Below are 24,127 nucleotides of genomic sequence, written 5' to 3'. Positions count from 1 at the left end.
GACTTACTCCCCGGGTTCTTGCTGGCTGATGCAGTGGAACGAGCCACCGCCGGTGAGGATCGCGGTCGAGGGCAGGCCGATGACCTGGCGCTCGGGGAACAGGCCCTTGATCACCTCGACGGCGAAGGCGCCCGACTCCTCGGCGTAGATCGGGACGATCACGGCCTCGTTGGCGATCAGGAAGTTCATGTGCGAGGCCGGGATCGGCTCGCCGTCCTCATCGAGGATGCGGCCCGGCGAGGGGATGCGCACGACCTGCAGCGGCGAGCCGCGGCTGTCGGTCATCGCGCCCAGCAGGCGGGCGGTCTCGGCATAGACCTCGGCGTTGGGGTCGTCGGCGCCGAAGGCCATCGGGCAGGCCACCACGCCCGGCGCGACGAAGCGGGCCAGGTTGTCGACGTGGCCGTCGGTGTGGTCGTTGAGCAGGCCATCGCCCAGCCACAGCACCTTCTTGATACCCATGGAGGCGGCGAAGGCGGCGGTGATGGCGGCCTCGTCCATGCCCGGGTTGCGGTTGTCGTTCAGCACGCACTGACGGGTGGTCAGCACCGTACCCAGGCCGTCGTGGTCGAGCGAGCCGCCTTCGAGCACGAAGTCGTTGCGGACCAGCGGCGCGCCCGAGGCCGCGGCGATCTGCTCGGCGACGGTGTCGTCGCCCTCCAGCTCGTACTTGCCGCCCCAGCCGTTGAACTTGAAGCCGGCCGCCGAGGCGCCCTGGGCGGTCTCGGTGAAGATCGGGCCGGTGTCGCGCAGCCAGATGTCGCCGAACTGGCCGCGGACGATCTCGACGCTGGTGTCGGCCAGGAGGGCATGGGCGGCGGCCTCGGCCTCGTCGCCGACGACCATCAGGCGCACGCGCTCGCCGCCGGGACCAGCCAGCGCCCGGGCGAGGTCGGCGACCTCCTTCTGGGCCTGCTCGAGGTCTTCCTTCCAATGCTCGCCATGACTCGGGAAGCCCAGCCACATGGCGCGGTGCGGAGCCCACTCGGCGGGAACGGTGAGGGTCATTTTCGAAACCTGGTCAAAACGAGGGGCGCAGATGGCCCCGGATGGCCCGGGGGTCAAGCGCGCCTTCTAGCAAATTGCTGCGACAAAAGAAAAAGGGCGGCTCCGAGGAGCCGCCCTTCCCATCGCACCCGAGGATGCGGCGGGTCTTAGAACTCCGTGCGCAGGGTCAGCTGCACGGTGCGCGGAGCGCCGATGTAGTAGGTCGGAGCGCCGACGCCCGAGACGCCGGTGACCGGCAGGGCGTTGGTGCGCGAGCTGATCGAGCCGAAGTAGGTTTCGTCGAACAGGTTGGTGATGTTCAGCTGAGCGTAGGTGCGCTCGGCGAACGGCAGGTCGTAGCGCACGTCGAGGTCCCACACGGTGTAGTGCGGAGCGACTTCGTCGTTCACGTCGGTCGAGAAGCGGTCGCCGGTGAACTTGCCCTGGACGCCGAAGTGCAGCGCCTCGGTGATGTTCCAGTCCAGACGACCACCGAAGGTGTGCGTCGGGGTTTCGACGATCTGCTTGCCCTTCAGCGGCAGGACGTTGCCGGCGGCGGCGCCGTTGACGAGGTCCGACTGGATCTCGCTGTTGTTGTACGAGTACGAGGCCGTGACGGTCAGGTAGTCGGCCACGCGCCAGGCGGCTTGGGTGTCCAGGCCGAAGGCGTCGACGTCGCCGACGTTGCGGTCGATGCTGATGCCCAGGTCCGGATCGTACGACTGCACGATGCGGTTCTTGTACTTCGTGCTCCACGCCGCGACGGTGGCCAGCAGCTGGCCCGAGGCGTAGCGGTAGCCCAGGTCGAAGGTGCGGGTGGTTTCCGGCTGGGTGTCGGCCGGCGCGCCCTTACCGTTGACCAGGGTCGCGGTGTAGAGGTTGTCGGTCCGCGGCGACGAGAAGCCCTCGGCGTAGCTGGTGTAGATCGAGTGACCCGGCGCGACCTGGAAGGTCAGGCCGGCGTTCGGCAGGACCTTGTCGTACTTCACGGTGGCGGCCCACGGCGCGATGTACTTCGTGGCCGAGGTGCCGAAGGTGACCGAACCGTCGGCGGCGGCGGCGTTCGGGGTCTGCGTGGTGCAGATCACGTTGAAGCCGGTGACGACGCCCGGGAGGGTCGAGGCGTTGGTCGTGTAGCAGAACTGGTTCAGTTCACGCTTGAAGAACGGGGCGCGGAGGCCGGCGTTCACGACCAGGCGGTTGTCGTAGAACTTGCCGACGTATTCGGCCGCGACCTGGTTCAGCTGGGCGATCGAGAAACGGTCGCGGTTGCGCAGGAAGCTGCCGTCGGCCGTGGCGACGGTCTTGCCGTGGCCTTCCTTGCCGCCGAACACGTTGGTCGTGGTGCCATCCGGGTTCAGGTAGGTGAATTCACCCGTCTGACGGTGACGGCCGTAGTCGCCGGTGTAGGCCACGCGGATGCGGTTCTGGGGGTTGATGTCCCAGATCAGCGAGGTGGTCAGGCTGTAGCGGCGGGTGTTGGTGACCGACGGCGCGAAGAAGGCGACGGTGTCGGTGGTGGTGCCGTTGCCGTTCAGGTCGAAGCCGGTGATCGAGCCGAAGCGCGTGCCGCGGACGCGACCGTCGGTTTCGCTGATCGTGCCCAGCTGCGAGCCGCCGTCGGCCAGGGTGTAGGAGAACGACGGGTCGACGGTCAGGCGCAGGTTCTCGGCGACGTGGAACAGGCCGGCGCCGCGGATGCTGCCGGTGTTCGACGGGTTGACCTGGCGGCCGTAGAAGTTGGCGCAGTTGCCGGCGCTGGCGGCCGGGCAGGTCGCGTCGAAGTCGTAGTCCTTGCCGAAGTTACGGAAGTCCGACAGCGTCAGGGCGCGGATGTTGTTGTTGCGGTTGATGTTGTAGTTGGCGGCCAGGCTGACGAAGTCGCCGTTGTCGCCGATCGGCTGGTAGATACGGGCGTTGAACTGCTTCTTTTCGAGTTCGCCCGGCCCCTTGAACTTGTCGTACTTCTGGTAGCTGCCGGCGACGAACACGCGGGTGCCGAGCGGGCCGACTTCGCCGCTTTCCAGCATCAGGAAGCCGCGGTGATAGTTGTTCGAGCCGAACGAAGCGGTGGCGATGCCGCCGGCTTCGGTGCCCGGAAGACGGGTGGTGTAGTTGATGGTGCCGCCGGTGGCCGAAGCGGTCGGGCTGTCGACGTCGGTGGCGCCCAGGTTGACGCTGGCGCGGCTGATCAGCTCGGGGTCCAGCATCTGGTTCGGGTACACGGCGTAGTTGCCGGTGTCGTTCAGCGGAACGCCGTCGAAGGTCACCGAGACGCGGTTACCGTCGAAGCCGCGCAGGCGCAGGTTGCCGCCCGACGAGCCGTACGGGTCGTTGTTGGTGAAGCTGACGCCCGGAAGCTGGTTCAGCGACTGGAAGATGTTCTGGCCGGTGGCCTGGTTCTGCAGGTACGCGCCGTCGATCGTGGCGCGCGACTTCGGCAGGGTTTCTTGGACCTGGCCGGCGATGGCCCGAGCGCGGGCGGCGGTGACGACGACCTGGTCGACTTCCGACGAACCGGTCGACTGGGCGAAAGCGGCGGTCGCCGCCAGCAGGCTGCCGACCAGCGCGGTCGACGCCAGGCAGGCGATTTTTTTCGTGTTCATATCGAAGGATCCCCTCATTCTTTGACGCGAGCCCTAAAGGTGAGCATCAATCCGCATCGTTCCGGGGGTTTAGCGAAACATTTCGAAGGTTTGGTGACGGAAACGCCACGATCGCCCAGAAACTGCCACAACGACGGTCGTTTGCGGAACGATTGGTCAGATTTCACTTACTTGGCTAAGGAGAGGGCATGACCGCTACCGCCTTGCCCGCCTTGGATTCCGAAGCCCGCGCCTGGCGCCTGACCGTGATCGCGGTCGGGCTTTTGACGATCGTCCGGGTTCTGGCGATTTTTTCGACGCCGCTGGAGCTGTACCCGGACGAAGCCCAATACTGGCTTTGGTCGCGCACCCTCGACTTCGGCTACTATTCCAAGCCGCCGATGGTGGCGTGGGTGATCTGGCTGACCACCCAGATCGGCGGCGACGCCGAGGCCTGGCTGCGGGTCGGCGCGCCGCTGCTGCACGGCGCCACGGCCCTCGTCCTCCATCGCATCGCCCGCCGGCTCTACGGCGGCTGGACCGGTCTGGCGGCCGCGGCCGTCTACGCGCTGATGCCCGGCGTGGCCCTGTCGTCGGCGGTGATCGGCACCGACGCGCCCCTGCTGTTCTTCCTGGCCCTGACGATCTGGGCCTATGTCTCGCTGCCGGCCGCGGAGGCTGGTCGCAAGCGCCTGCTGGTCGCCGCCGGCCTGGGCGCGGCGCTGGGGCTGGCCTTCCTGTCGAAGTACGCGGCGGTCTACGTGCTAGCCAGCATCGGCGCGCACCTGGCGCTGTCGCGCGAGGCCCGCAAGGTGTGGACCTGGCCGATGGCGCTGGCCTTCTTCGGCGTACTGATCGCCGTCTTCGCGCCGAACGTGATCTGGAACGCCGCCCACAAGTTCGCCACGGTCGAGCACACCGCCGCCAACGCCAACTGGGGCTCGCACTCGCTGTTCAACCCGCGTGAGCTGGTCGAGTTCATCGGCTCGCAGTTCGGGGTGTTCGGCCCCCTGCCCTTCGGCGTGCTGCTGGGCGGCGGGATCGTGCTGGCGGCGCGCCGCAAGCTGCAACCCGCCGACGTGCTGCTGCTGTGCTTTGCTTTGCCGCCGCTGCTGACCGTGGCCGGCCAGGCCTTCGTCAGCCGCGCCAACGCCAACTGGGCCGCCGCCGCCTATGTCGCCGGCTCGGTGCTGGCGGCCGGCTGGATGATGCGCTGGGGCGCGCGCAAGTGGCTGATCGCGGGCCTGGCCGTGCAGGGCGCGTTCGCGGGCCTGTTCCTGGCCTGCCTGACCAACCCGCGCCTGGCCGACAACATCGGCCTGTCCAACAGCTTCAAGCGGGTGCGCGGCTGGGACCAGACGGTGCAGGCGATCATCGACCGGGCCCGCGAGGAGCAGGCCGGTGTCGGCGTGAGCGCCGTGGCCGTCGACGACCGCTTCCTGTTCAACGTGGCGGCCTATTACGGCCGCGACTACTGGGGCACGTTCGGCGCCCCGCCGCTGCGCATCTGGGTGCACGAGGCCCATCCGCAGAACCAGGCCGAGACCGAGGCCCCGCTGACCGCCGAGTACGGTCGCCGGGCGCTGGTCGCCAGCCTGGAGGGGGTCTACCGGTCGAAGATCGAGCAGGACTTCAAGGCCCACTCGGGCGACGAGATCGTCCGCGTGCGCCTGGACGCCAAGCGCAACCGCCGCACCGACCTGTTCATCGCCGAGGGCTTCGCGCCGGTTCCGCGCGATCCGAAGACGGGCCTGCCGCCCGATCCGGAGAACGGGGGATCTACGGCGCGGTAATCGAGATCCTCCCCCTTTGGGGGAGGTGGCCCAGAGGGCCGGAGGGGGGACGTTTTCAGCTGCCGCAGCGTCGGCGGGTTCGAGAACACGCCCCCCACCGATCGCTGCGCGATCGCCTCCCCCAGAGGGGGAGGTTCCGCGCTTACTTCCCCCCTCAGTCGGCTTGCGCCGACAGCTCCCCCTTCAGGGGGAGCATCTCGAGGCTCAGTCCTTCATCCGCCAGGTGGCGCCGGTCGGGCTGTCCATGACCACCACGCCCAGGGCGTCGAGTTCGCCGCGGATGGCGTCGGCGGCGGTCCAGTCCTTGGCGGCGCGGGCGGCGACGCGGCGGGCCAGGAGGTCCTCGACCTGGGCCTTGAGCTCGTCGGAGGCGTCGCCTTCGAACCAGCTGTCGGGATCGGCCTGCAGGAAGCCCATCAGGGCGCCGGCCTCAAGCAGGCGCGACTTGTGGATCGCCACCTCGGTCAGGTCGCCGGCGGTCACGGCCTTCTCGATGGCGCTGGAGACCTCGAACAGGCGGGCGACGGCGGCCGGGGTGTTGAGGTCGTCGCAGAGGGCGTCCATCACCTCCTGCGGGGCCTCGACGGCCTGGTCGGGGGTAACGTCCTTGGCGCGGCGCAGGGCGCCGTACAGGCGGTCCAGCGACTTGCGGCTCTGGTCCAGCAGCTCGGGCGTCCAGTCCAGCGGCTGGCGATAGTGGGCGCTCAGCAGGGCCCAGCGCACCACTTCGCCCGGCACGGTCTTCACCAGCTCGTGCGGGATGATGACGTTGCCCAGGCTCTTGGACATCTTCTCGCCGGCCATGTCGAGGAAGCCGTTGTGCATCCAGTAGCGGGCGTAGGTCGGCAGCCCGTGGGCGCAACGGCCCTGCGCCACCTCGTTCTCATGGTGGGGGAACTGCAGGTCGATGCCGCCGGCGTGGATGTCGATCGGCAGGCCCAGCTGCTTGTCGATCATCGCCGAGCACTCGATGTGCCAGCCGGGACGGCCCGCGCCCCAGGGGCTTTCCCACTCCGGCTCGTTCTCCTTGGAGGGCTTCCAAAGCACGAAGTCGGCCGGGTGGCGCTTGTAGGGCGCGACCTCGACGCGGGCGCCGGCGATCATCTCGTCCAGAGGCCGGCCGGAAAGCTGGCCGTAGTCGGGGAAGCTCTGGGTGTCGAACAGCACGTGGCCGTCGGCGGCGTAGGCCGAACCATTGTCGACCAGCTTGCCGATCATCTCGACGATGGCGCCGATGTGGTCGGTGGCCTTGGGCTCCAGCGTCGGGCGCAGGGCTCCCAGCGCATCGGCGTCCTGGTGATAGGCTTCGAGATAGCGGTCGGTGATGACCTTGATCTCGACGCCCTCGTCGGCGGCCTTCTTGTTGATCTTGTCGTCGACGTCGGTGACGTTGCGCGCATAGACCACCGCCTCGTCGCCGAACTCGTGGCGCAGCAGGCGGAACAGCACGTCGAAGGCCACCACCGGACGGAAGTTGCCGATGTGGGCGTAGCCGTAGACCGTCGGTCCACAGACATACATCGTCACCCGGTCGCGATCAGCGGGAACGAAGTCGCGCTTCTCGCGCGCCATGGTGTCGTAGAGCCTGATGGTCATGAAAAGTCGGTCGCCTTGACGCAGCGGAAGGGTGTTGTCGGAACGAAAAACCGGACCCATATAGCGAGGTGCGCGCCTTCGAACCACGTCTTTAACGACGTGAAGGGCGCGCCCTTTAACGGGTGGCACGCGTAATTCCAGGACGACAGGCGTCCTGGCGCAACTCAGCCCGTGGAAAGAAACCCCGCGAAAACATGGACGCCCTGACCCGCGAGCGAACCCTGATCGGCTCTGACGACACCGGTCTTGATCTTGAACCCGCCCAGCGCCCCACCCGCGACGAAGCCATGGCCGCCGTGCGCACGCTGCTGGCCTGGGCGGGCGACAACCCCGACCGCGAAGGCCTGCTCGACACGCCCCAGCGCGTGGTCGACGCCTATGGCGAGTGGTTCGCCGGCTATCACGGCGATCCGGCCAAGGAGCTGTCGCGCACCTTCGAGGACGTGCAGGGCTATGACGACATGGTCATGCTGCGCGGCATCGACGTGCAGAGCCACTGCGAGCACCACATGGCGCCGTTCCTGGGCAAGGCCTGGGTGGCCTACATGCCCACCGGCAAGGTCGTGGGCCTGTCGAAGCTGGCGCGCCTGGTCGAGATCTTCGCCAAGCGCCTGCAGACGCAGGAAACCATGACCATGCAGGTCGCCGACGCCATCGAGGATCACCTCTCGGCGGCCGGCGTGGCGGTGCTGATCGACGCCGAGCACCAGTGCATGTCGACCCGCGGCGTGCACCACCACGACGTCTCGACCATCACCACCCAGTTCCGCGGCGTGTTCAAGACCGACAAGGTCCTGCAGCAGCGGTTCATGGACCTGGTGAGGAAGTAAGGTCGCAAAGATGCTCCCCCTCTGGGGGAGCTGTCGCCAAGCGACTGAGGGGGTGTGGCCGCGAAATCGGCCAACGCCACGACGGCTGAAAACGTCCCCCCTCCGGCCCTTTGGGCCACCTCCCCCAGAGGGAGAGGATCTGGCGCTAACCCCGCTCGTGCTCCGACAGCGCCGCTTCGCCGGCCCGGGTGATCACCCAGCCGGTGCGGCCGCGTTCGGCCAGGCCCTGGTCGGTGAGGGCGCGCGCGTCGGAAATGTTGATCCAGTCGACATCGTGGCCGAGCTTCTTGCGCGCCAGGTTGCGCAGGGCGGAGACGTGCTGGGGCGGCAGATCCATCTATTGTCCTCCCGACAGGGGATTGGGCGCCGTGGCGGCGCGCACCGCAAGGCGGCCGAGATGCTGCTGCAGCCGCAGAACCTCGCTGGCCAGGTCCGAGGCCTCGGCCTGCAGCTGGGCGTTCCGGCGCCTGAGGTATTCGTTCTCGCGTCGCAGTTGGTCGAGATCGTCGCTCACCGCTCGCCTCCATGGCCGTCGTCGGGCGTGGCGGTGCAGCGGGCCAGCCAGCCACGGCCGCCCTCGCGACTGAGATGCACCACGGTGAAGTCCTGGATGCCGCCCGGCGAACCCAGCGTGTAGACGTCGCCGATCACGGGCGGCGTCGCCAGCTTGCCGCCGATGGTCACGTTCAGCGCCTCGTCCCGCCAGCCATAGGTCAACTCGTAGTCGTGACGGCCGAAGGGCGGGCGACGGGGAGGATCACGATCGGTCATGGGGCGCCGCCGACCTCGAGGACGCCTTGGCCCCGTCGTCGACCAGATTGCGGTCGACATGGTCCCGCAGCCCAGCCTCCATGGCCCCGGCCGCCTCGCCGCCCGGGCTCACCGGTCTGGCGAAGGCCGCCGCGAGGGCGCGGTGCGCCAGCAGGCCGGCCGCGTTGACGTCGGGCTGGAGCCTGACCGCGTAGCGGCGCAAGGCCTCCGAGAGCGCCAGCAGGCGCAGGTCGCGCGACAGACGCGGCGGGCGCTCGTCGATCGTCTTGGGGTGGGACATGAACGTCCTCCAGGCGCGTCGCAGGCGTCGTCGCGCCCCCGACAACGGGGGTTTCGCGCCGGACGCCGGCGGCGATGAACAGAAACGGATGGGATCGACAAATCGCCGAGCAGGTCGAGAGCGCCGCGAACGGGACCTCGTCTAGCGCTCTCCGGCGCATGACCCTTTATAGCACGTCCAGGCCGTCCCCGCCGAAGTTTCTCCGGCGATCAGGCCGCCGCCCGGATGCCTTCGCGCAGGCGTTCGACGCAGGCGTCGAGCGGGCGGTGGACGAGGCTGACCAGCACGAAGCTGATGGTCATCAGCAGGTACCAGGCGCCCAGCTTCTCGATCGGCACCATGTGCCAGCCCTCGCGCTGGCTGGGATAGATCCAGGCGCCGGCGGCGGTGCCCAGGTTCTCGGCCAGCCAGATGAACAGCGCCACCAGCATCAGGCCCAGCAGCATCGGCATCCGGCGCTGGACGCGGTCGGGCGTGAACACGAACCAGGTGCGGCCGAACAGCAGGGCCGACAGGGCGAACAGCCCCAGCCGCATGTCGGTGACGTAGTGGTGGGTGAAGAAGTTCACATAGATCAGCACCGCCAGGACGTGGGCGCTCCAGAACGGCGGGTAGCGGATGAAGGTGATGTCGAACAGTCGCCAGATGCGGGCGATATAGCTGCCCACGCAGGCGTACATGAAGCCGGTGAACAGCGGCACGTCGCCGATCCGCAGCACGCTGGCCTCGGGATAGATCCACGAGCCATGGGCGGTCTTGAAGATCTCCATGGCCGTGCCGACCAGATGGAAGATGGCGATCACCGCCGCCTCGTCCCAGCGCTCCAGCTTGAGCAGCAGCAGCAGGGCCTGGATGGCGACCGAGGCGATGACTAGGAAGTCGTAGCGGGCCAGGGCCGCGTCATGCGGCCAGAACAGATAGGTGCCGACCAGCAGCACCAGCATCAGGCCGCCGAACAGGCAGGCCCAGGCCTGCTTGAGGCCGAACAGCAGGAACTCGTAGGCCCAGCTGTTGGCCTTCGAGCGCTGCGCCCACGGACGCGCCCGGCGGTCCAGCGCCGCCACGCCATCCTTGATCCTGGACTTGAGGTCCATCGTCCCTGTCGTTCCCGTCCCCCGCCGGTGCGCGGAGGCTAGCCTGAACTGCCCCCTTTGCGCCATATGTCTTTGATGACCAGCCAGATCTTCCCCGCCGCCCCCGACAAGCAGGCCCTGGAACGGGGCGTCGCCCTGGCCCCGCGCTTCGACGCCAACGGCCTGGTGGCGGCGGTGGCCCAGCATGCCGACACCGGCGAGATCCTGATGCTGGCCTGGATGAACGACGAGGCCCTGAAGCTGACGCTGGACACGGGCGTGGCCCACTATTTCAGCCGCTCGCGAAACGGCCTGTGGAAGAAGGGCGAGACCAGCGGCCAGCTGCAGATCGTCACGCAGGTGCGCATCGACTGCGACCAGGACGCCGTGGTCATCAAGGTGCGGCCGCAGGGCGACGGCGGGGCCTGCCACGTGGGCTTCCGCTCGTGCTTCTATCGGGTCTGGGAGAACGGCCAGCTGGTCGAGCGGGAAGAAGAGCACGTCCATGACCACGCCTGAGGCCCTGCTGGCCTTCACCCTGGCCGCCAGCCTTCTGACCATCACGCCGGGCCTCGACACCGCGCTGGTCCTGCGCAGCGCCGCCACCGAAGGCCCGCGCCGGGCGGCGGCGGCGGCCATGGGCATCGGGATGGGCTGCCTGGTCTGGGGCATGGCCGCGGCCTTCGGGGCCGGGGCGCTGCTGACCGCCTCGGAGCTGGCCTACACCGCCCTGAAGTGGGCCGGCGCGGCCTATCTGGTCTGGATGGGCGTCAAGATGCTGTGGAAGCCCCGCGACCGCTTCGAGCCGGGCGCGGTGTCGCCCACCGGCGGCGGCCTGGGCGACTCGTTCCGGCGGGGGCTGTTCACCAACCTGCTCAATCCCAAGGTCGGGGTGTTCTACATCTCGTTCCTGCCGCAGTTCACGCCCGCTGGCGCGAGTCCCGCAGTGTTCGGCACGATGCTGGCCGGGATCCACGTGCTGCTGGGCCTGGCCTGGTCCGGCCTGCTCATCGCCGCCACCGCGCCGCTGGCCGGCCTGCTGCGCGAGGCGGCCGTGGTGCGCTGGCTCGACCGCATCAGCGGCGGCGTGTTCATCGCGTTTGGCCTGCGGCTGGCGCTGGAGCGGCGCTGATACAAACCCTCTCTCTTAGAGAGAGGGAGGGGCCCGCCGCGAAGCGGTGGGAGGGTGAGAGGTTTCACCCTTGCCAAAAAACTCGATCCCTTCCGTTGCGATGGCCAAGGGCTGGAAGGCTCAGGAGCCCGCAATGAGAGAGTCGGCGCCGACCCTGGATAACGACGGGCGACATGATCGCCGCGCGTGGGTCTGGCAGGCTGTAACCTCTCACCCTCCCACGCCTTCGGCGCGGGCCCCTCCCTCTCTCTATGAGAGAGGGATTTCGGATAGCGCCTTGACCCCGCCGCCATCCGCCGGGGTGACCACGAAGGTCTTCAGCACGCTGGTCGTGTAGTCGGTCGACAGGATGGTCGACACCGCCACCAGCTCGCCGGTCGCGCGGCCCTTTTCCAGGGTCAGCAGGACGAAGCCCTTGGCGCTGGGGTGGGCGTACTTCACCTCGCGATTGCGCTGGACGAAGGCCTCGCCGATCGGGGCGCCGGGCATCAGGTCGCCATAGCCGGGCGAGGTGATCGAGGTGGCGCCGAACTCGGCCGCCACGCGGGTGGATCCAGCGTCGTCCCACAGCTCGTTGGCCCAGAACATGTGGCTGTCGCCGGCCAGCACGATCGGGGCGGCCTTGCTGGCCTTGAAGATGTCGTAGACCCGCTGGCGGTCGACCGGATAGCCGTCCCAGGCGTCGAGGTTGGACGGGATGTCGAAGGCCGACATGGCCACGCTCTTGGCCACCCGGCCCCTGGCGTAGTCGGGCAGGGCCGCGACCATGGCGTCGAACTTCTCCGCGCCCATCGTGGCCTTGAGGTTGGGGGCGGCGACGCGGGCCATGACCACCTGGTTGCCCAGCACCTGCCAGGCCGTGCCGGCCTTGACCGAGGCGTCGACCTCGCGAGCCAGCCACTGCTCCTGGCCCTCGCCCATCATCCGGCGGGCGGGGTCCTTCCACTTGGCCACGAAGGCCTCGACCTGCGGCTTGCCGTCGGCGGTGAAGGCAAGGTCCTTGGCGTAGTCCAACTGTTCGGTGCGGGCGGTGAGGCGGGTCTCGACCATCAGGAGGGTGGCGATGTCGCCGAACTGGAAGCGGCGCCAGGCGGCTTCCGGCAGGGAGCCGGCCGAGGGCTCGCGGATCGGCATCCACTCGTAATAGGCCTTCAGCGCGGCGGCCTTGCGCGCGGCCCAGTCGCCTTCGCCCCCATTCACTCCAAGAGAGCCCGGATCGTGGTTCTCGGCCCCGCCGACCCAGCTGTCGTTGGCGGTCTCGTGGTCGTCCCAGACGACGATCCACGGCGCGCGGGCATGGGCGGCCTGCAGCATCGGGTCGGTCTTGTAGATCGCGTGGCGGCGGCGGTAGTCCGACAGGCTGACGATCTCGTGCGGCGGATCCGGCTGGCGCTGGGCGGCGACCGGCGAACTCATGCCGTAGTCCTTGGGCCCGCCGCCGTACTCGTAGATGTAGTCGCCCAGGTGCAGCACCGCGTCGACGCGCGGCAGCCTGGCGATGGCGTCATAGGCGTTGAAGTAGCCGTTCGGATAGAGCGAGCACGAGGCCACGGCCAGGACCACGTCCTTCACCGAACCCTGCGGCAGGGTGCGGGTGCGGCCGGTGATCCCCTCGCCGACCGGCTTGCCGGCCTTCAGCGGACGGAAGCGGAAGTGATAGTCCGTGCCCGGCTTCAGGCCCGCGGCGTCGACCTTGACCGTCCAGTCGCGGCCGGCGTCGGTCTGGACCTGGCCCTGGGCGACGATGGCCTTGAAGCCTTCGTCGGTCGCGACCTCCCAGCGCAGGGCGACGGGGGCGGTCGCCTTGTCGGCGGTGACGCGGGTCCACAGGATCACCCGGTCGGCCAGCGGATCGCCCGAGGCCAGGCCGTGGGCGAAGCGAACCTCGCCGTCGAAGGTCTTGGACGCGGCGGCCGCGACCGGCGTGGCCGCGCCGGAGCCGAGCAGGGCCAGAAGCCCGCGACGATCGATCTTCATGCAACGCACTCCCCGACTGGACGCCCGCGACGTCTTGCGGTGGCGTTAGCGGCGGCCCGCGACAACCTTATGACGCACGTGGTTATTCGGGGAAGAGATCCTCCGCCCCCGTCCGCCCGTCATTCCCGCCGCAAGGGCGGGAATGACGGGCATTCAGGAAGCAGCGCGCCGCAACCGCGTCGGCCCGCGATACAGCCGCCGCCAGATCCACTCCAGCGGGCCCATGGAAAAGCGCGCGAGCCACCAGCGCGACCACAGCACCTGGGCGATCCAGAGCGCGACGACGATCAGGGCCAGGGCCGGGCGGTCGAGGCGGGCATAGAGGCCAAGGCCCCGGCCGCCGTAGAAGATGGCGGTCATCACCAGCGACTGGGCGATGTAGTTGGTGAAGGCCATCTGGCCGACCGGCGCCAGGACGGCGGGAATCTTGCGCCAGAAACCCGTCGAGCGCGCCGCCAGCGCCATCAGCCCGACATAGGCCAGGGTGGTCAGCGGCGCGGTGACCGTCTGCAGGCCCTCGGCCAGGCGCAGGTCGCGCTCCTGCATGCCGTTCAGCACGAAGGCGAAATGCGGCCAGCCAACCAGGGCCAGGGCCGCGAGCCCGACGGCGATCAGCACGCCATAGGTCCGCCCAGAGGCCTGACCGGTGAACACGCCCTTCTTGTAGGCGCCCAGGCCGATCATCATCAGCGCGGTCGTCAGCAGGAAGATGATCGGCTCGTAGGGCAGGTTCTCCAGCCGCTCGCCGGCGTTGATGGCCAGCGACTGCATGAAGTCGCCGCGATAGGCGGAGATGGCGGCCGCGCCCTGGGCGGCCTCGCGCGCGGTCTCGACGGCGAGGTCGGCGGGGGGCGAGAAGGCCAGCGCCGAAAGCCCGCCGATGATCAGCAGGCTGAAGGCGATCCACAGGCCGATCCCCCAGGACAGCAGCTTGCGGGCCGGCCACGAGCGGGCCTGGGCCACGGCGAAGCCGGCCAGGGCGTAGCTCAGCAGCACGTCGCCCCACCAGATGGCGAAGCCGTGGACGATCCCGAACACCAGAAGCCAGCCCAGGCGCCGATACAGCACCCCGCCCTTCCCCGCCCCGCCTTGCGAAACGGGCCCCTTCTCGCCGCCGACCAGGAACATCGAGATCCCGAACAGCATCGAGAACAGGGTGACGAACTTGCGCTGGAACAGCCACTGGGTGACCAGCCACACCGACATCGTCTCGGGACCCGTCCCGAATGGCCAGGCGCGGACGCTGTCGCTGAGCGCCATAGGAAAGGCGAAGCCCGGCGCATTGCACAGCAGTATGCCCAGCACGCCCAGCCCCCGCAGGGCGTCGAGCAGGATGATGCGGTCTTTGTCAGCGGCCATGGATCCCCCGGGATTCGGCGGGGGATGGTGGCCTGCGTCGCGGGCGGCGTCAGCATCTCCTTCTCCCCTTGCGGGAGAAGGTGTCGACGCAGTCGACGGATGAGGGGTCGCACGAACGAAAAACGCCGCGACAGCGGATCGGCTGTCGCGGCGTTTGACTTCTGAGAGACCCCTCACCCGACCCCCGCTTTCGCGGGGGCCACCCTCTCCCGCAAGGGGAGAGGGACCCCTCATCCGTCGGCTTTCGCCGACACCTTCTCCCGCAAGGGGAGAAGGGAGGAGGGATCACATCGCCGAGATCCCGCCGTCGAGCTTCAGCTCGGCGCCGGTCATGAACTTGCTCTCGTCGCTGGCCAGGTAGAGCACCGCATTGGCGATGTCGTCGGGCTCGCCGATGTGGCCCAGCGGGATCTGCCGGCCGAGCTTGGCGTGGGCCTCGTCCTTGCCCAGGCGCTGGCTCAGCGGGTCGAGGATCGGGGTGTCGATGAAGGTCGGGTGGATCGAGTTCGAGCGGATGTCGAGCCCGAGCTTGGCGCAGTAGAGCGCGATGTTCTTGGACAGCAGCCAGACCCCGGCCTTGGAGGCGTTGTAGGCCGGCGAATTGTGGTTGGCGATCAGGCCGGCGATCGAGCTGATGTTGACGATCGAGCCCGGCTGGTGGGCGCGCATGTGGGTCAGGGCGTGCTTGGCCCCCAGGAAGACGCTGTCGACATTGATCGACATGATCCTCTTCCAGAGGTCGAACTCCATTTGCTCCAGCGGCTTGTCGCCGGCGACGCCGGCGTTGTTGACCAGCACCGAGATCCCGCCCAGGTCGGCCGCCGCGGCCTCCAGGGCCGCGATCCACTGGTCTTCCTGGGTGACGTCGAGGGCGTAGGCGAAGGCCGTGCCGGCGCCGTGGGCGGCGTTGATCTCGGCGGCCACGGCTTTCGCGCCGTCGACATTGATGTCGGCCAGGGCGACCTTGGCGCCTTCCGAGGCCAGCTTGCGCGCCGCCGCCGCGCCCAGGCCCTGGGCCGCGCCGGTGATGAAGGCCTTCTTGCCGGCGACCCGGCCCGTGGTCTGCGCCATTCGGCGTCCTCCCTGTAATTCAAACATTAGTTTGAACTGGATGCGCGGGGAGGGGAAGGGGTGTTCGCCGTCGAGAGCTTCGCTCTATTGTCCCGTCATTCCCGCCCTTGTGGCGGGAACCCCTGGTTCCGCTGACACGTGAAGCGCCAGCGGATCGCCGGCGATCCGCCCCACCAGCACCTGCGGCTGACAGAGGGGTTCCCGCCACAAGGGCGGGAATGACGGGAGTTGGGGACGTGGCGCGCGCGCCGCCTACCCCGCGATCTCATCCATGAACGTCGCCAACTGCACGTCGCGTTCGCTGACCCCATCGCAGTCGTGGGTGGTCAGGGTCACCTCGACGCGGTTGTAGACGTTGAACCACTCCGGATGGTGGTCGCGCTTGTCGGCCTCGATGGCCACGCGGGTCATGAAGCCGAAGGCGGCGTTGAAGTCGGCGAAGCGAAAGGTCTTCTCGATGGCGTCCTTGCCCTCGGCGGCGCTCCAGCCTTGGAGCTGGGCGAGGGCGGCGGGGGCGCCGATCTTGGCGGGGGCGGTCATGCGGAAGGCTCCTGGAAACGGCAGCTTCTTCAGAACGACAATCCGGTGGCGGCCGCAAGCTCCGCCAGCGCCTGGTCTTCGCCGGAGACCTTGATGGCGACCATGCCCATGGCGGCCGCCGGCTTGCAGTTGACCCCCAGGTCGTCGAGGTAGACGCAAGATCCCGGCGCGACGCCCAGCAGGTCGCACATCATCGCGTAGATGCGCGGGTCGGGCTTGCGCACCCCGGCCTTGGAGCTTTCGATCAGGGCGTCGAACTGGCCCAGGATCTCGGTCACGGCGGCGGCCTTCTCCGCGGAAGACGCCATGCCCGCGCCGTGCCCCGCGCCCGGTACGTTGTTGGTGATGCAGCCGACCTTGAAACGCGCCTTGCAGGCCTTCAGCGCCGCCACCATCCGGGGGCGGATCTCGCCCGACAGCAGCGGCAGCACGTCGCGCCCCGGCACGGCGTGGCCCAGGCGCGCGGATTCCTCCAGGAACAGGGCGTCGAAGGCCGCCGCGTCGATCTCGGCCCGCTCGAACCGCGCCCAGGCGTTGGTGTCGGGATCGACGGCGTTGACGCCGCGGATGAAGTCGGTCGGCAGGTCATTGCGCGCCTCGTAGCGGCGGAAGGCCTCGAAGGGCGAGGTGGTGAACACCCCGCCGAAATCCCAGATCACCGCCTCGATCGCCATGCGCCTGCCCGTCACGAACAATTGTTTGAAATCACTCTAGGCGAGGATACGGCCGGGGAAAAGCCACGTCGAACAATGGTTAAGCTCGCCTTCATGGCGAATAAGCGCGCGCGGCTCGCCGGGCTCTGGTCTACTGGCCGCCTGGAGTATCCCCCATGCGCCACATCGTTCTCATCGCTTTCACCGCCGGGATCGCCCTGGCCTCGCCGGTTCTCGCCGCGGATCGCTACGGCCTGGCCGGCGGCCCGCCCGACCGCTCGAACCTGCCGGTCGATCCCGAGATCCTGCCGCCAGACACCCGGCCTGGCGAATGCGTCAACCGCCGTGTCACCGGTCCCGGCGGCGCCTATCGCTGGGAGCGGGTGGAGTGCGACGACGGCGAGCGCGGCTGGAGCGACTTCGACCGCTGGAGCTATGGCCGCCCGCCGCTGCGGATCGATGACCGTGGCGCGCCGCCGCCTCAGGCCTATCTCCCGCCGCCCCCGCCGCAGCCGGACTACGCCCCCGACCGCTACAGCCGCCGTCACGACGACGGCCCGGGCTACGCGCCGCCGGCCTATGCCCACGGCGGCTACGCCCAAAGCGGCTATGCCCAGGGCTATTCGCGCCAGGAAGAGGGCTACGAGTACAGCCGCGAAAGCCGCTACGACAGCAACGACTACGCCGCCTATCCGCCGCCGTCCCAGGGCGGCTACGGCTATGCGACCTGGACCTCGGCCGGCCGCGACGAGTACGGCTTCCTGGTCTGGCCGGGCAAGCAGCCGTAGGGCTCTCTACTTCTCCCGTCATTCCCGCCCTTGTGGCGGGAACCCCTGGTTCCGCTCGCACGTGAAGCGCAAGCGGACTGCTTTGCAGTCCGCCCCGTCCGCCCTTGCGGCTGACAGAGAGGTTCCCGCCACAAGGGCGGGAATGACGAGCGGGTAGATTGTGGCGCGCTACAGCAGTCGCAGGAACAGCACCCGGGCCGCGCCATAGTCGCGGGCGTCCAGGGTTTCGAAGGCGTCCAGCACCGGGTCGGGTTCGCCGACGCCGCGCTCGAACACCACGATCGCGTTCGGGGCCAGCCAGCCGCCGGCGACCAGTTCGGCCAGGGCCTTCTCGCCCAGGCCCTTGGCGTAGGGCGGATCCAGGAAGGCGATGTCGAAGGCCGCGCCGGCGCTGGCCGGGCGGGGTCCCAGGTCGGTGGCGTCGCGGCGGTGCACACGGGTCTGGCCGAACAGGCCGAAGGCGTCGATGTTCTGGCGGATCGCCCCGCGCGCGGCCTCGTTGGCCTCGACGAACAGGCAGTTGACGGCGCCGCGCGAGATCGCCTCGAGACCCAGGGCCCCGGATCCGGCGAACACGTCGATCACCCGCGCGCCATGCAGCTCCGGCGCCCAGGCGGCGTGCTCGAGAATGTTGAACACGGCCTGGCGGGCGCGGTCGGAGGTGGGGCGGGTGGCGTCGCCCGGCGGGGTGGCGATGGCCTTGCCGCGATACTGGCCCGAGACGATGCGCATCAGGCCGCGGCCTCCTCGGTGGTCTCGGCGGCGCCGGCGGCCCGGCGGCGCATGAAGCGGCCGCCGGCCACGAAGGCGGCGATGGCGGCGGCCAGCGGGATCAGGCCCCAGACATGGTTCAGGCTGAACAGGATCAGGCCGCACATCAGGCCGGGCGCGATCGCCGTGCGGGCCAGGGTGAACAGCGCCTCGCCGCGATGGACCGGGCCGGCCAGCTCGCCGGCGAAGGCCGCATAGCCCCAGACCGCCGACAGGGCGACGCCGATCGCCGCCACCAGGCCGACATAGACGAGGGTGGCCTCGCCCGAGGCGTGCTCCCACAGGAGCTCTGTAGCCAGGGGCAGCATGCCGATCAGGCCCAGCGCCGCCAGGTTCAGCACGTCGAGCACGCCGTTGGCGGCGCGCAGGCGGGCGAAGATCCGCCGGTGGCTGATCCAGTAGACGCCGATCACGGCGAAGCTCACGGCATAGGCCCACAGCTTGTGGCCCATCTGGCCAAACAGGTCGGCCACGCCATGCCAGTGCTCGGGCGGGTGGATCTCGATGGCCAGCAGGGTGATGGCGATCGCGAAGACCGCGTCGGAAAACAGCACCAGGCGGTGCAGGTGGCGATCGTCCGCCGCGTGCTCGGTCTTGCTCATGAAACCCCCATCGACAACCGCCGATGTGTGCCGTCATTGCCGCGAGACGGCAAGTCGTGGGCGGACTTTGCTCGAAACCTCTTTTCCTTCGCCTCGCGGCCGATTAGCGAGGAGGCGGGTGCTGTGTGGGATTGGGCGGTCGTGTTCGAGGACGTGAGACGTTCGGCGTTTCTGGACGACCTGACGCCGGCTGACCGGCGCATCGGGCGCGTCCTGCTGAGCCTGCCTGTCGGGTTCGTGGCGGCGATACTGGCGGCGGTGATTGGCGGCGTCTTCGTCATGGCCCTGTTCACCGGCCTGCTGGACGGCGGCTTCGACCAGGCCGTGGCGTTGTTCAAGTCCCTGACCAACCCGAAAGCCGCCGCCCTCGACCTGATCACCCTGCTGTTCGTGCTGTGCCTGCTGACGGCCACCAACGGCGGCATGGCCGTGGCCTTCGCCGGCGTCGCGGCCCTGCTGCACGAGCGCCGCTTGCGCAGCTACCTGACCAGCGCGCCGGTCTATCGCTGGCGCCTGACCCTGCTGGGCCTTGCCCTGTTCGCCGTGACCGTCGGACCGCTGCTGGCGGCCAGCGCGCGCCTGGACCCGCACGCGCCGCCCATGCCGATCCTGACCCTGACTTCCACGCTCGACGGCCGGCTCGTCCACGCCGCCGGGGCCGTCGGCCTGCTGCTGCTGGCCGCGGCGGCCGAGGAACTGGTGTTCCGCGGCTGGCTGCTCAAGCTGACGGGCGCCTTCACCCATCGGGTGTGGCTGATCCTGCTGATCAATGGCGCGGCCTTTTCGACCATCCACTTCGACCCCAACCCCGACGCCTTCCTGGTGCGGGCGGTGCTGGGGATCGGCCTGGCCTGGGCCACCCTGCGGCTGGGCGGGGTCGAGTTCGCGGTCGGCGCCCACGCCGCCAACAACATCGTCATCGTGCTGTTCCTGCAGCCCATGAGCCTGGCGCCCGAGCCGCCGCACCCCTTCCGCTGGGAGGTGCTGCCGATCTGCGTGGTGATGCTGGGCATCTATGTCGGCCTGGCCGAGCTGGTGGCCCGCACCCCGCGCTTGTCGCGCTGGGCCGGAGTGGCGACGGCCTAGAGAGCGATCAAGGCTCGTCCGACCAGCGCAGCGGCGGCGCCTGTTCCTTCAGGGCCAGCATGGCCTCGCGCAGGGCGTCCATGAACGGGCCCCGCCGGCCGGTCCAGGCCACCGGCTCGCCCACCAGCACCGCGCAGTTCAGCGGCACCGGCACGCTGGCGCCCTTGGGCAGCACCCGGCCCGCGCCCTGGATCCAGACCGGGATCACCGGGGCGTCGGGAAAAGCCTCGGCCAGGCGGGCGACCCCGCCCTTCAGCTGGCCCATGGCGTCGCTGGCGCCGTCGCCGCGCGTGCCTTCGGGGAAGACCAGGACGATCTCGCCCGCCGCCAGGGCGGCGCGGGCGGGGGCCAGCACGTCCTCGCTCTCGCCCGATGCGGCCCGGCGGCCGGCCTTGCTGCGGGCCACCGGCACGATCCCGATCACGTGGCGCGAGAACCAACCGATCACCGGGTCGCGCAGGAAATAGTCGGCCGCCGCGGCCGGCCGCAGCTTCGACACCGCCCGCGACGGGAAGATCGACAGCATCAAGAGGGTGTCGACATGGCTGGCGTGGTTGGCGGCGATGATCGCCGGGCCCTTCAGCGGCAGGCGCTCGCGGCCGGAGACGTCGGCCCCGGTCATGAACAGGGCCAGCGGCCGGGCGACCAGGACGAGCAGGAGGAAGCGGAGCAGGCGCACGGGACGACTAGATCAGAACCGGCCCAGCGCGAACAGCGCCATGAGGTGGAAGTAGAGCGGGGCGGTGAAGGTCAGGCTGTCGGCGCGGTCCAGCACCCCGCCGTGACCGGGGATGGCGTGCGAGGTGTCCTTGACGCCGATGTCGCGCTTGATGGCGCTCATGGTCACGTCCCCGGCGAAGCCCGCCGCCGGCAGCACGAAGGCGACGATGGCCAGGCCATGGCCCGACAGCGGCGTGAACACCGGACCGACGAACCAGATCAGGGCGGCGGTGGTGATCCAGCCGCCCAGAAACCCTTCCCAGGTCTTGTTGGGGCTGACGCTGGGCAGGATCTTGCGACGGCCGAAGAGCTTGCCCCAGACATACTGGGCGACGTCGTTGAACTCGGTGGCCAGCAGCAGGAAGAACACCAGCCCCGCCGCGCCGGCCGGCAGGTTCTCGCTCGGCGGCACGCGCATCAGGAAGGCGACGAAACCCAGGTTGTAGACGCAGGTGACCAGGCCCCAGTGGAAGGTCGCGGCGCTGGCCAGATAGCCCTTGGTCTGGCCGATCAGGGCCATCAGGGCGGGCAGGCCCAGGAAAACCCACACCGGGATGAACACCAGGTAGAACATGTAGCGGTCGGCGAAGATGAAGCCGTAGGCGGCCAGCAGGCAGCCATAGGCCGCCAGGATCGCCGGCCGGTCCTCGCGCCGCCGCACGGCCAGCGACAGGAACTCGCGCAGGGCCAGGAACGAGATCAAGGCGAAGACGGCGGTAGTCGCCTGCCAGCCCAGCAGCAGCGCCCCGGCCAGCAGCGCCACCATCCCCCACCACGAGACGATGCGCAGCCGCAACTCCTCGTACGACTTGCCCGGTTTCAGGCGCGGCAGCACGGCGGCGATGGCGCTGGCCACGCCCAGCAGGACCACCACGCCGGCAAGGCCCGCCAGCAGGGGTCTGGGCTGGGCGGCCAGGAAGCGGCCTGCGTGTCCGGTCAGATCGCCGACGAAATCCATGGACGCTCCCGTTCGCACTACTCCCGGTATAGCCTAGTTGCCGGCGGTTACGAGCCGGGGAGTTTTCGTCGATGTCGCGCCTGCTGCGTTCCAGCCTGGTCCACGCCGCCTTCGGCTTCCTGCTGATGGGCGGCTGGACCCTGTGGGCCAACCACGCCCATGGCCTGGTGTGGGGAGCGGCGATCGCCCAAGGGCTGCTGTCGGCCGGGCTGACGGCGCTGTTGAAGAAGACACTGGAGCGGCTGGATGGACGGTTCTCGGGCCTCGTCGCCCTGGCCCTGCCGCCGGCGATCACCGCCAGCGCCATCCTGGCGACCCTGACCATCGTCCACCGGCTGATCGGCACGCCGGAACTTCTGGCGACGATCGCCTTTCCCTGGACGATGTCGACGCTCTACGCCATCGCCTACAACGCCCGCCTGGTCGCCGACCGGAGGAAGACCGCGCCATGACCGATGCTCCCGAGACCGCCGCTCCAGAGACAGCGGCTCCCGACCTGACCAATCGCCGGCCGCTGAAGACGCGGGGCGCGGCCTGGGCCGGGCGCCTGGCGGCCGCCATCGCCGGCAAGGGCGTCAGCGCCGATGTGATCTCGGGCCTGGGCTTGGCCTTCGCGGTGCTGGGCGGCGCCTTGCTGGCGGCCAGCGGCGGGGTCGAGGACGGTTGGCGCTCGCTGTGCCTGGTGCTGGGGGCGACCTGCGTGCAGCTGCGCCTGGCCTGCAACCTGCTCGACGGCATGGTGGCGGTGGAGCATGGCCGCGCCAGCCCTTACGGTCCGATCTGGAACGAGCTGCCCGACCGTGTCGCCGACGTTCTGTTTCTGGTCGGGGCCGGCTACGGCGCGATGAGCGCGGGCTTTTCCGGCGGCCCGGCCCTGGGCTGGATCTGCGCGGCCCTTGCCATGCTGACGGCCTATGTCCGCGAGCTCGGCCGAGGCCTGGGCTTCCCCGCCGACTTCTCGGGCCCCATGGCCAAGCCGCACCGCATGGCCGCCCTGACGGCGACCTGCGCGATCGCCGCCTTCGAGCCGCTGTGGCGCGGACGGGGCGAGGTGCTGGCCGTAGGCCTGGCCGTGATCGCGGTCGGAACCCTGGTCACCGTCGTGCGCCGCACCCGCACCCTGGCCGAGCGGCTGGCCGATCGGCGCTAGGGCGGAAGCCGCAACCAGATTGCCTCCCTCGCCCTCGTGGCGAGGGCCCAGGAAGGCGGTTTTCGCTACCGCTTCGGGCCGCGCGGGGCGGGCTTGCCGCCGGTCGGGCGCTGGCTCGCGGGCTTGGCCGAACGCGCCGGGGCGACGTTGCCGCGCGTGGCGCCTTGCGGGGCGCTCTTGCCGGCGGGGCGGGCGCCCGGCTTGCCGGCCGCGCCCTTGGTCGCCGCGCCCTTCGCGCCCGGCTTGGCGGGGCCCTTGCCGCGCCCGGGGGCCTCGGTGACGAACTTGGTGTCGATCGACTTGGGCTTGTGCGTCTTGGACTTGTGGCCGTCGGTGCGGATCTTGGCCTTGGCCCAGCCGGCCTTGTAGACCTTCTTGGGCTCCTCGACCTTGGGCGTGGCGATCTGCGGCGCGCGGCCCGACGGCGCGCGCCGCTGGACCTCGCCGCCGCGCAGGCGCTCGCCGTCCTTGGCCACGCCCGGCGCGTACAGCGGATCGGCGACGCCGACGAACTGCGGCTTGTCGCCCTGGGGCATGTTCTCGTCGGCGATGACGCCGGTCAGCAGCTCGCGGATCACCCGGGGGCCGACCTCCTCGACCTGGCCGGCCTGCAGCGTGCCCAGCGCGAACGGGCCGTAGGACAGGCGGATCAGGCGGTTGACCTTCAGGCCGACCGACTCCAGCACCTTGCGGACCTCGCGGTTCTTGCCTTCCGACAGGGTGACCGTGATCCAGACGTTGCGGCCGCCGCCGGCCTTGTCCTGGGCCTTGTCGAGGCGGGCCTCGATCGGGCCGTAGCGGACGCCCTCGATGGTCGTGCCGTCCTTCAGCCTGTCCAGCGTCTCCTGGGTGGCGTGGCCGAAGGCGCGGGCGCGATAGCGGCGGGTCCAGGCGTTCTGCGGCATCTCCAGGGCGCGCGACAGCTCGCCGTCGTTGGTCAGCAGCAGCAGGCCCTCGGAATTGAGGTCGAGGCGGCCGACCGAAATCACCCGCGGCAGGCCGTTGGGCAGGGCGCCGAAAACGGTGGGGCGGCCGCCCGGATCGTTGTGGGTGGTCACCAGGCCGGTGGGCTTGTGATAGCGGAACAGGCGGGTCGGCTGGCGGTCCTCGACCAGCTTGCCGTCGACGACCAGCAGGTCGCCGGGAAACACCCGCACGGCCGGGGTGGTCAGCACCTGGCCGTTCAGCACGACCTTGCCGGCCTCGATCAGCCGCTCGACCTCGCGCCGCGAGGCCACGCCCGCGCGGGCCAGGGCCTTGGCGACGCGTTCGCCGCCCTCGGCGTCCGGATCATGCTCGACGGCGTCGTGCAGGGCGGGCTGGTACTTGTCGGTCATGCCTTTGGTCCTTCGATGGGAGGGGCGCATCATCACGATGGGCTGCTTGTGGTGATGGCGCCGAACCG

General features: G+C 69.5%; 26 protein-coding genes and 2 pseudogenes. 8 read left to right on the top strand and 20 right to left on the bottom strand.

From position 1 onward, the window contains the following. Nucleotides 1-3: 3 nt before the first annotated feature. Nucleotides 4-1,008, bottom strand: a complete 1,005-nt coding sequence (locus V6S85_RS16210; protein ID WP_334349558.1) for an agmatine deiminase family protein — start codon at nucleotides 1,006-1,008, stop codon at nucleotides 4-6. 146 nt (nucleotides 1,009-1,154) lie between these two features. After that, a complete protein-coding gene (locus V6S85_RS16205; RefSeq protein ID WP_116569670.1) occupies nucleotides 1,155-3,593 on the bottom strand; it encodes a TonB-dependent receptor in 2,439 nt (812 codons plus the stop codon). A gap of 188 nt (nucleotides 3,594-3,781) precedes the next feature. On the opposite strand from V6S85_RS16205, the gene V6S85_RS16200 reads away from it, so the two are divergent. Continuing rightward, nucleotides 3,782-5,365 carry an ArnT family glycosyltransferase gene (locus V6S85_RS16200; RefSeq protein ID WP_116569671.1) on the top strand — a complete coding sequence of 528 codons (1,584 nt, stop codon included), beginning with the start codon at nucleotides 3,782-3,784 and terminating at the stop codon, nucleotides 5,363-5,365. A gap of 204 nt (nucleotides 5,366-5,569) precedes the next feature. On the opposite strand, the gene cysS is transcribed toward V6S85_RS16200, so the two are convergent. Continuing rightward, nucleotides 5,570-6,961 (bottom strand): cysteine--tRNA ligase, encoded by a 1,392-nt coding sequence (gene cysS / locus V6S85_RS16195; protein ID WP_334349557.1) that lies wholly within the window; start codon nucleotides 6,959-6,961, stop codon nucleotides 5,570-5,572. 194 nt (nucleotides 6,962-7,155) lie between these two features. Here cysS and folE point away from each other — a divergent pair, with 194 nt between their 5' ends. Further along, nucleotides 7,156-7,791 (top strand): GTP cyclohydrolase I FolE, encoded by a 636-nt coding sequence (gene folE, locus V6S85_RS16190; protein WP_116569672.1) that lies wholly within the window; start codon nucleotides 7,156-7,158, stop codon nucleotides 7,789-7,791. Between the two features lie 145 nt (nucleotides 7,792-7,936). Here folE and V6S85_RS16185 read toward each other — a convergent pair whose 3' ends face one another. From V6S85_RS16185 to V6S85_RS16165, 5 genes are all read right to left on the bottom strand, one after another. Continuing rightward, a complete protein-coding gene (locus V6S85_RS16185) occupies nucleotides 7,937-8,128 on the bottom strand; it encodes a hypothetical protein (protein WP_116569673.1) in 192 nt (63 codons plus the stop codon). Beyond that, a complete protein-coding gene (locus tag V6S85_RS16180; RefSeq protein WP_165829047.1) occupies nucleotides 8,129-8,305 on the bottom strand; it encodes a hypothetical protein in 177 nt (58 codons plus the stop codon). Then, nucleotides 8,302-8,562, bottom strand: a complete 261-nt coding sequence (locus tag V6S85_RS16175) for a hypothetical protein (RefSeq protein WP_116569674.1) — start codon at nucleotides 8,560-8,562, stop codon at nucleotides 8,302-8,304. The genes V6S85_RS16180 and V6S85_RS16175 overlap by 4 nt, the downstream gene beginning before the upstream one ends. Then, a complete protein-coding gene (locus tag V6S85_RS16170; protein ID WP_116569675.1) occupies nucleotides 8,549-8,842 on the bottom strand; it encodes a hypothetical protein in 294 nt (97 codons plus the stop codon). The genes V6S85_RS16175 and V6S85_RS16170 overlap by 14 nt, the downstream gene beginning before the upstream one ends. A 209-nt stretch (nucleotides 8,843-9,051) precedes the next feature. Next, nucleotides 9,052-9,936: a DUF817 domain-containing protein gene (locus V6S85_RS16165; RefSeq protein ID WP_334349556.1), complete on the bottom strand. Its 885-nt coding sequence runs from the start codon at nucleotides 9,934-9,936 to the stop codon at nucleotides 9,052-9,054. Between the two features lie 75 nt (nucleotides 9,937-10,011). Between V6S85_RS16165 and hisI the strand changes: the two genes are divergently transcribed. Both hisI and V6S85_RS16155 read left to right on the top strand, forming a co-directional pair. Then, a complete protein-coding gene (hisI, locus tag V6S85_RS16160) occupies nucleotides 10,012-10,434 on the top strand; it encodes a phosphoribosyl-AMP cyclohydrolase (RefSeq protein ID WP_116569697.1) in 423 nt (140 codons plus the stop codon). Next, nucleotides 10,421-11,047, top strand: coding sequence for a LysE family translocator (locus V6S85_RS16155; protein ID WP_334349555.1), 627 nt, complete (start codon nucleotides 10,421-10,423; stop codon nucleotides 11,045-11,047). The genes hisI and V6S85_RS16155 overlap by 14 nt, the downstream gene beginning before the upstream one ends. A 249-nt stretch (nucleotides 11,048-11,296) precedes the next feature. Here V6S85_RS16155 and V6S85_RS16150 read toward each other — a convergent pair whose 3' ends face one another. The 6 genes and pseudogenes from V6S85_RS16150 to V6S85_RS16130 form a co-directional block, all read right to left on the bottom strand. Beyond that, nucleotides 11,297-13,024, bottom strand: coding sequence for an alkaline phosphatase D family protein (locus tag V6S85_RS16150; protein ID WP_334349554.1), 1,728 nt, complete (start codon nucleotides 13,022-13,024; stop codon nucleotides 11,297-11,299). Between the two features lie 153 nt (nucleotides 13,025-13,177). Further along, nucleotides 13,178-14,383 carry a DUF418 domain-containing protein gene (locus tag V6S85_RS16145; RefSeq protein WP_334349553.1) on the bottom strand — a complete coding sequence of 402 codons (1,206 nt, stop codon included), beginning with the start codon at nucleotides 14,381-14,383 and terminating at the stop codon, nucleotides 13,178-13,180. Nucleotides 14,384-14,668: 285 nt separating this feature from the next. Next, a complete protein-coding gene (locus V6S85_RS16140) occupies nucleotides 14,669-15,454 on the bottom strand; it encodes an SDR family oxidoreductase (protein WP_334349552.1) in 786 nt (261 codons plus the stop codon). A 90-nt stretch (nucleotides 15,455-15,544) separates the two neighbouring features. Beyond that, nucleotides 15,545-15,682 (bottom strand): annotated as a pseudogene (locus V6S85_RS26630) (hypothetical protein); the annotation flags it as partial. A gap of 24 nt (nucleotides 15,683-15,706) precedes the next feature. Next, nucleotides 15,707-15,994 (bottom strand): 4a-hydroxytetrahydrobiopterin dehydratase, encoded by a 288-nt coding sequence (locus V6S85_RS16135; protein WP_334349551.1) that lies wholly within the window; start codon nucleotides 15,992-15,994, stop codon nucleotides 15,707-15,709. A 29-nt stretch (nucleotides 15,995-16,023) separates the two neighbouring features. Further along, a complete protein-coding gene (locus V6S85_RS16130) occupies nucleotides 16,024-16,668 on the bottom strand; it encodes an HAD-IA family hydrolase (RefSeq protein WP_334349550.1) in 645 nt (214 codons plus the stop codon). Nucleotides 16,669-16,823: 155 nt separating this feature from the next. On the opposite strand from V6S85_RS16130, the gene V6S85_RS26625 reads away from it, so the two are divergent. Beyond that, entirely contained in the window at nucleotides 16,824-17,435 is a 612-nt protein-coding gene (locus tag V6S85_RS26625; RefSeq protein ID WP_442885673.1) for a hypothetical protein, read from the top strand. Between the two features lie 13 nt (nucleotides 17,436-17,448). Here the strand turns inward: V6S85_RS26625 and V6S85_RS26620 are convergent. The 3 genes and pseudogenes from V6S85_RS26620 to V6S85_RS16115 all read right to left on the bottom strand — a co-directional run. Further along, nucleotides 17,449-17,641: pseudogene (locus V6S85_RS26620) on the bottom strand (hypothetical protein); the annotation flags it as partial. Further along, the gene (gene rsmD, locus V6S85_RS16120; RefSeq protein ID WP_334349549.1) at nucleotides 17,604-18,167 is read right to left on the bottom strand and encodes a 16S rRNA (guanine(966)-N(2))-methyltransferase RsmD; all 564 of its coding nucleotides are present in this window, start codon (nucleotides 18,165-18,167) and stop codon (nucleotides 17,604-17,606) included. The pseudogene V6S85_RS26620 and the gene rsmD, both read right to left, overlap by 38 nt. Next, a complete protein-coding gene (locus V6S85_RS16115) occupies nucleotides 18,167-18,808 on the bottom strand; it encodes a TMEM175 family protein (RefSeq protein WP_334349548.1) in 642 nt (213 codons plus the stop codon). The genes rsmD and V6S85_RS16115 overlap by 1 nt, the downstream gene beginning before the upstream one ends. Nucleotides 18,809-18,949: 141 nt before the next feature. Here V6S85_RS16115 and V6S85_RS16110 point away from each other — a divergent pair, with 141 nt between their 5' ends. Then, nucleotides 18,950-19,894, top strand: a complete 945-nt coding sequence (locus V6S85_RS16110) for a CPBP family intramembrane glutamic endopeptidase (protein WP_116567813.1) — start codon at nucleotides 18,950-18,952, stop codon at nucleotides 19,892-19,894. 7 nt (nucleotides 19,895-19,901) lie between these two features. Here V6S85_RS16110 and V6S85_RS16105 read toward each other — a convergent pair whose 3' ends face one another. Next, the gene (locus V6S85_RS16105) at nucleotides 19,902-20,573 is read right to left on the bottom strand and encodes a lysophospholipid acyltransferase family protein (protein ID WP_116567704.1); all 672 of its coding nucleotides are present in this window, start codon (nucleotides 20,571-20,573) and stop codon (nucleotides 19,902-19,904) included. A gap of 12 nt (nucleotides 20,574-20,585) precedes the next feature. After that, a complete protein-coding gene (locus V6S85_RS16100) occupies nucleotides 20,586-21,572 on the bottom strand; it encodes a phosphatidate cytidylyltransferase (protein WP_334349547.1) in 987 nt (328 codons plus the stop codon). A gap of 71 nt (nucleotides 21,573-21,643) precedes the next feature. On the opposite strand from V6S85_RS16100, the gene V6S85_RS16095 reads away from it, so the two are divergent. Both V6S85_RS16095 and V6S85_RS16090 read left to right on the top strand, forming a co-directional pair. Further along, nucleotides 21,644-22,024, top strand: coding sequence for a hypothetical protein (locus V6S85_RS16095; RefSeq protein ID WP_116489074.1), 381 nt, complete (start codon nucleotides 21,644-21,646; stop codon nucleotides 22,022-22,024). Beyond that, entirely contained in the window at nucleotides 22,021-22,722 is a 702-nt protein-coding gene (locus V6S85_RS16090; RefSeq protein WP_334349546.1) for a CDP-alcohol phosphatidyltransferase family protein, read from the top strand. Before V6S85_RS16095 ends, V6S85_RS16090 begins: the two co-directional genes overlap by 4 nt. Before the next feature lie 65 nt (nucleotides 22,723-22,787). Here the strand turns inward: V6S85_RS16090 and V6S85_RS16085 are convergent, their stop codons facing one another. Further along, a complete protein-coding gene (locus V6S85_RS16085) occupies nucleotides 22,788-24,059 on the bottom strand; it encodes a pseudouridine synthase (RefSeq protein ID WP_116567712.1) in 1,272 nt (423 codons plus the stop codon). Nucleotides 24,060-24,127 lie beyond the last annotated feature (68 nt).

Origin of the sequence: Caulobacter sp. CCNWLW153 (assembly GCF_036889365.1) — a bacterium.
Taxonomy (GTDB): domain Bacteria; phylum Pseudomonadota; class Alphaproteobacteria; order Caulobacterales; family Caulobacteraceae; genus Caulobacter; species Caulobacter radicis.
The sequence above is the reverse complement of the archived record's forward strand: the minus strand, read 5'-3'. Positions and strand labels throughout refer to the sequence as shown.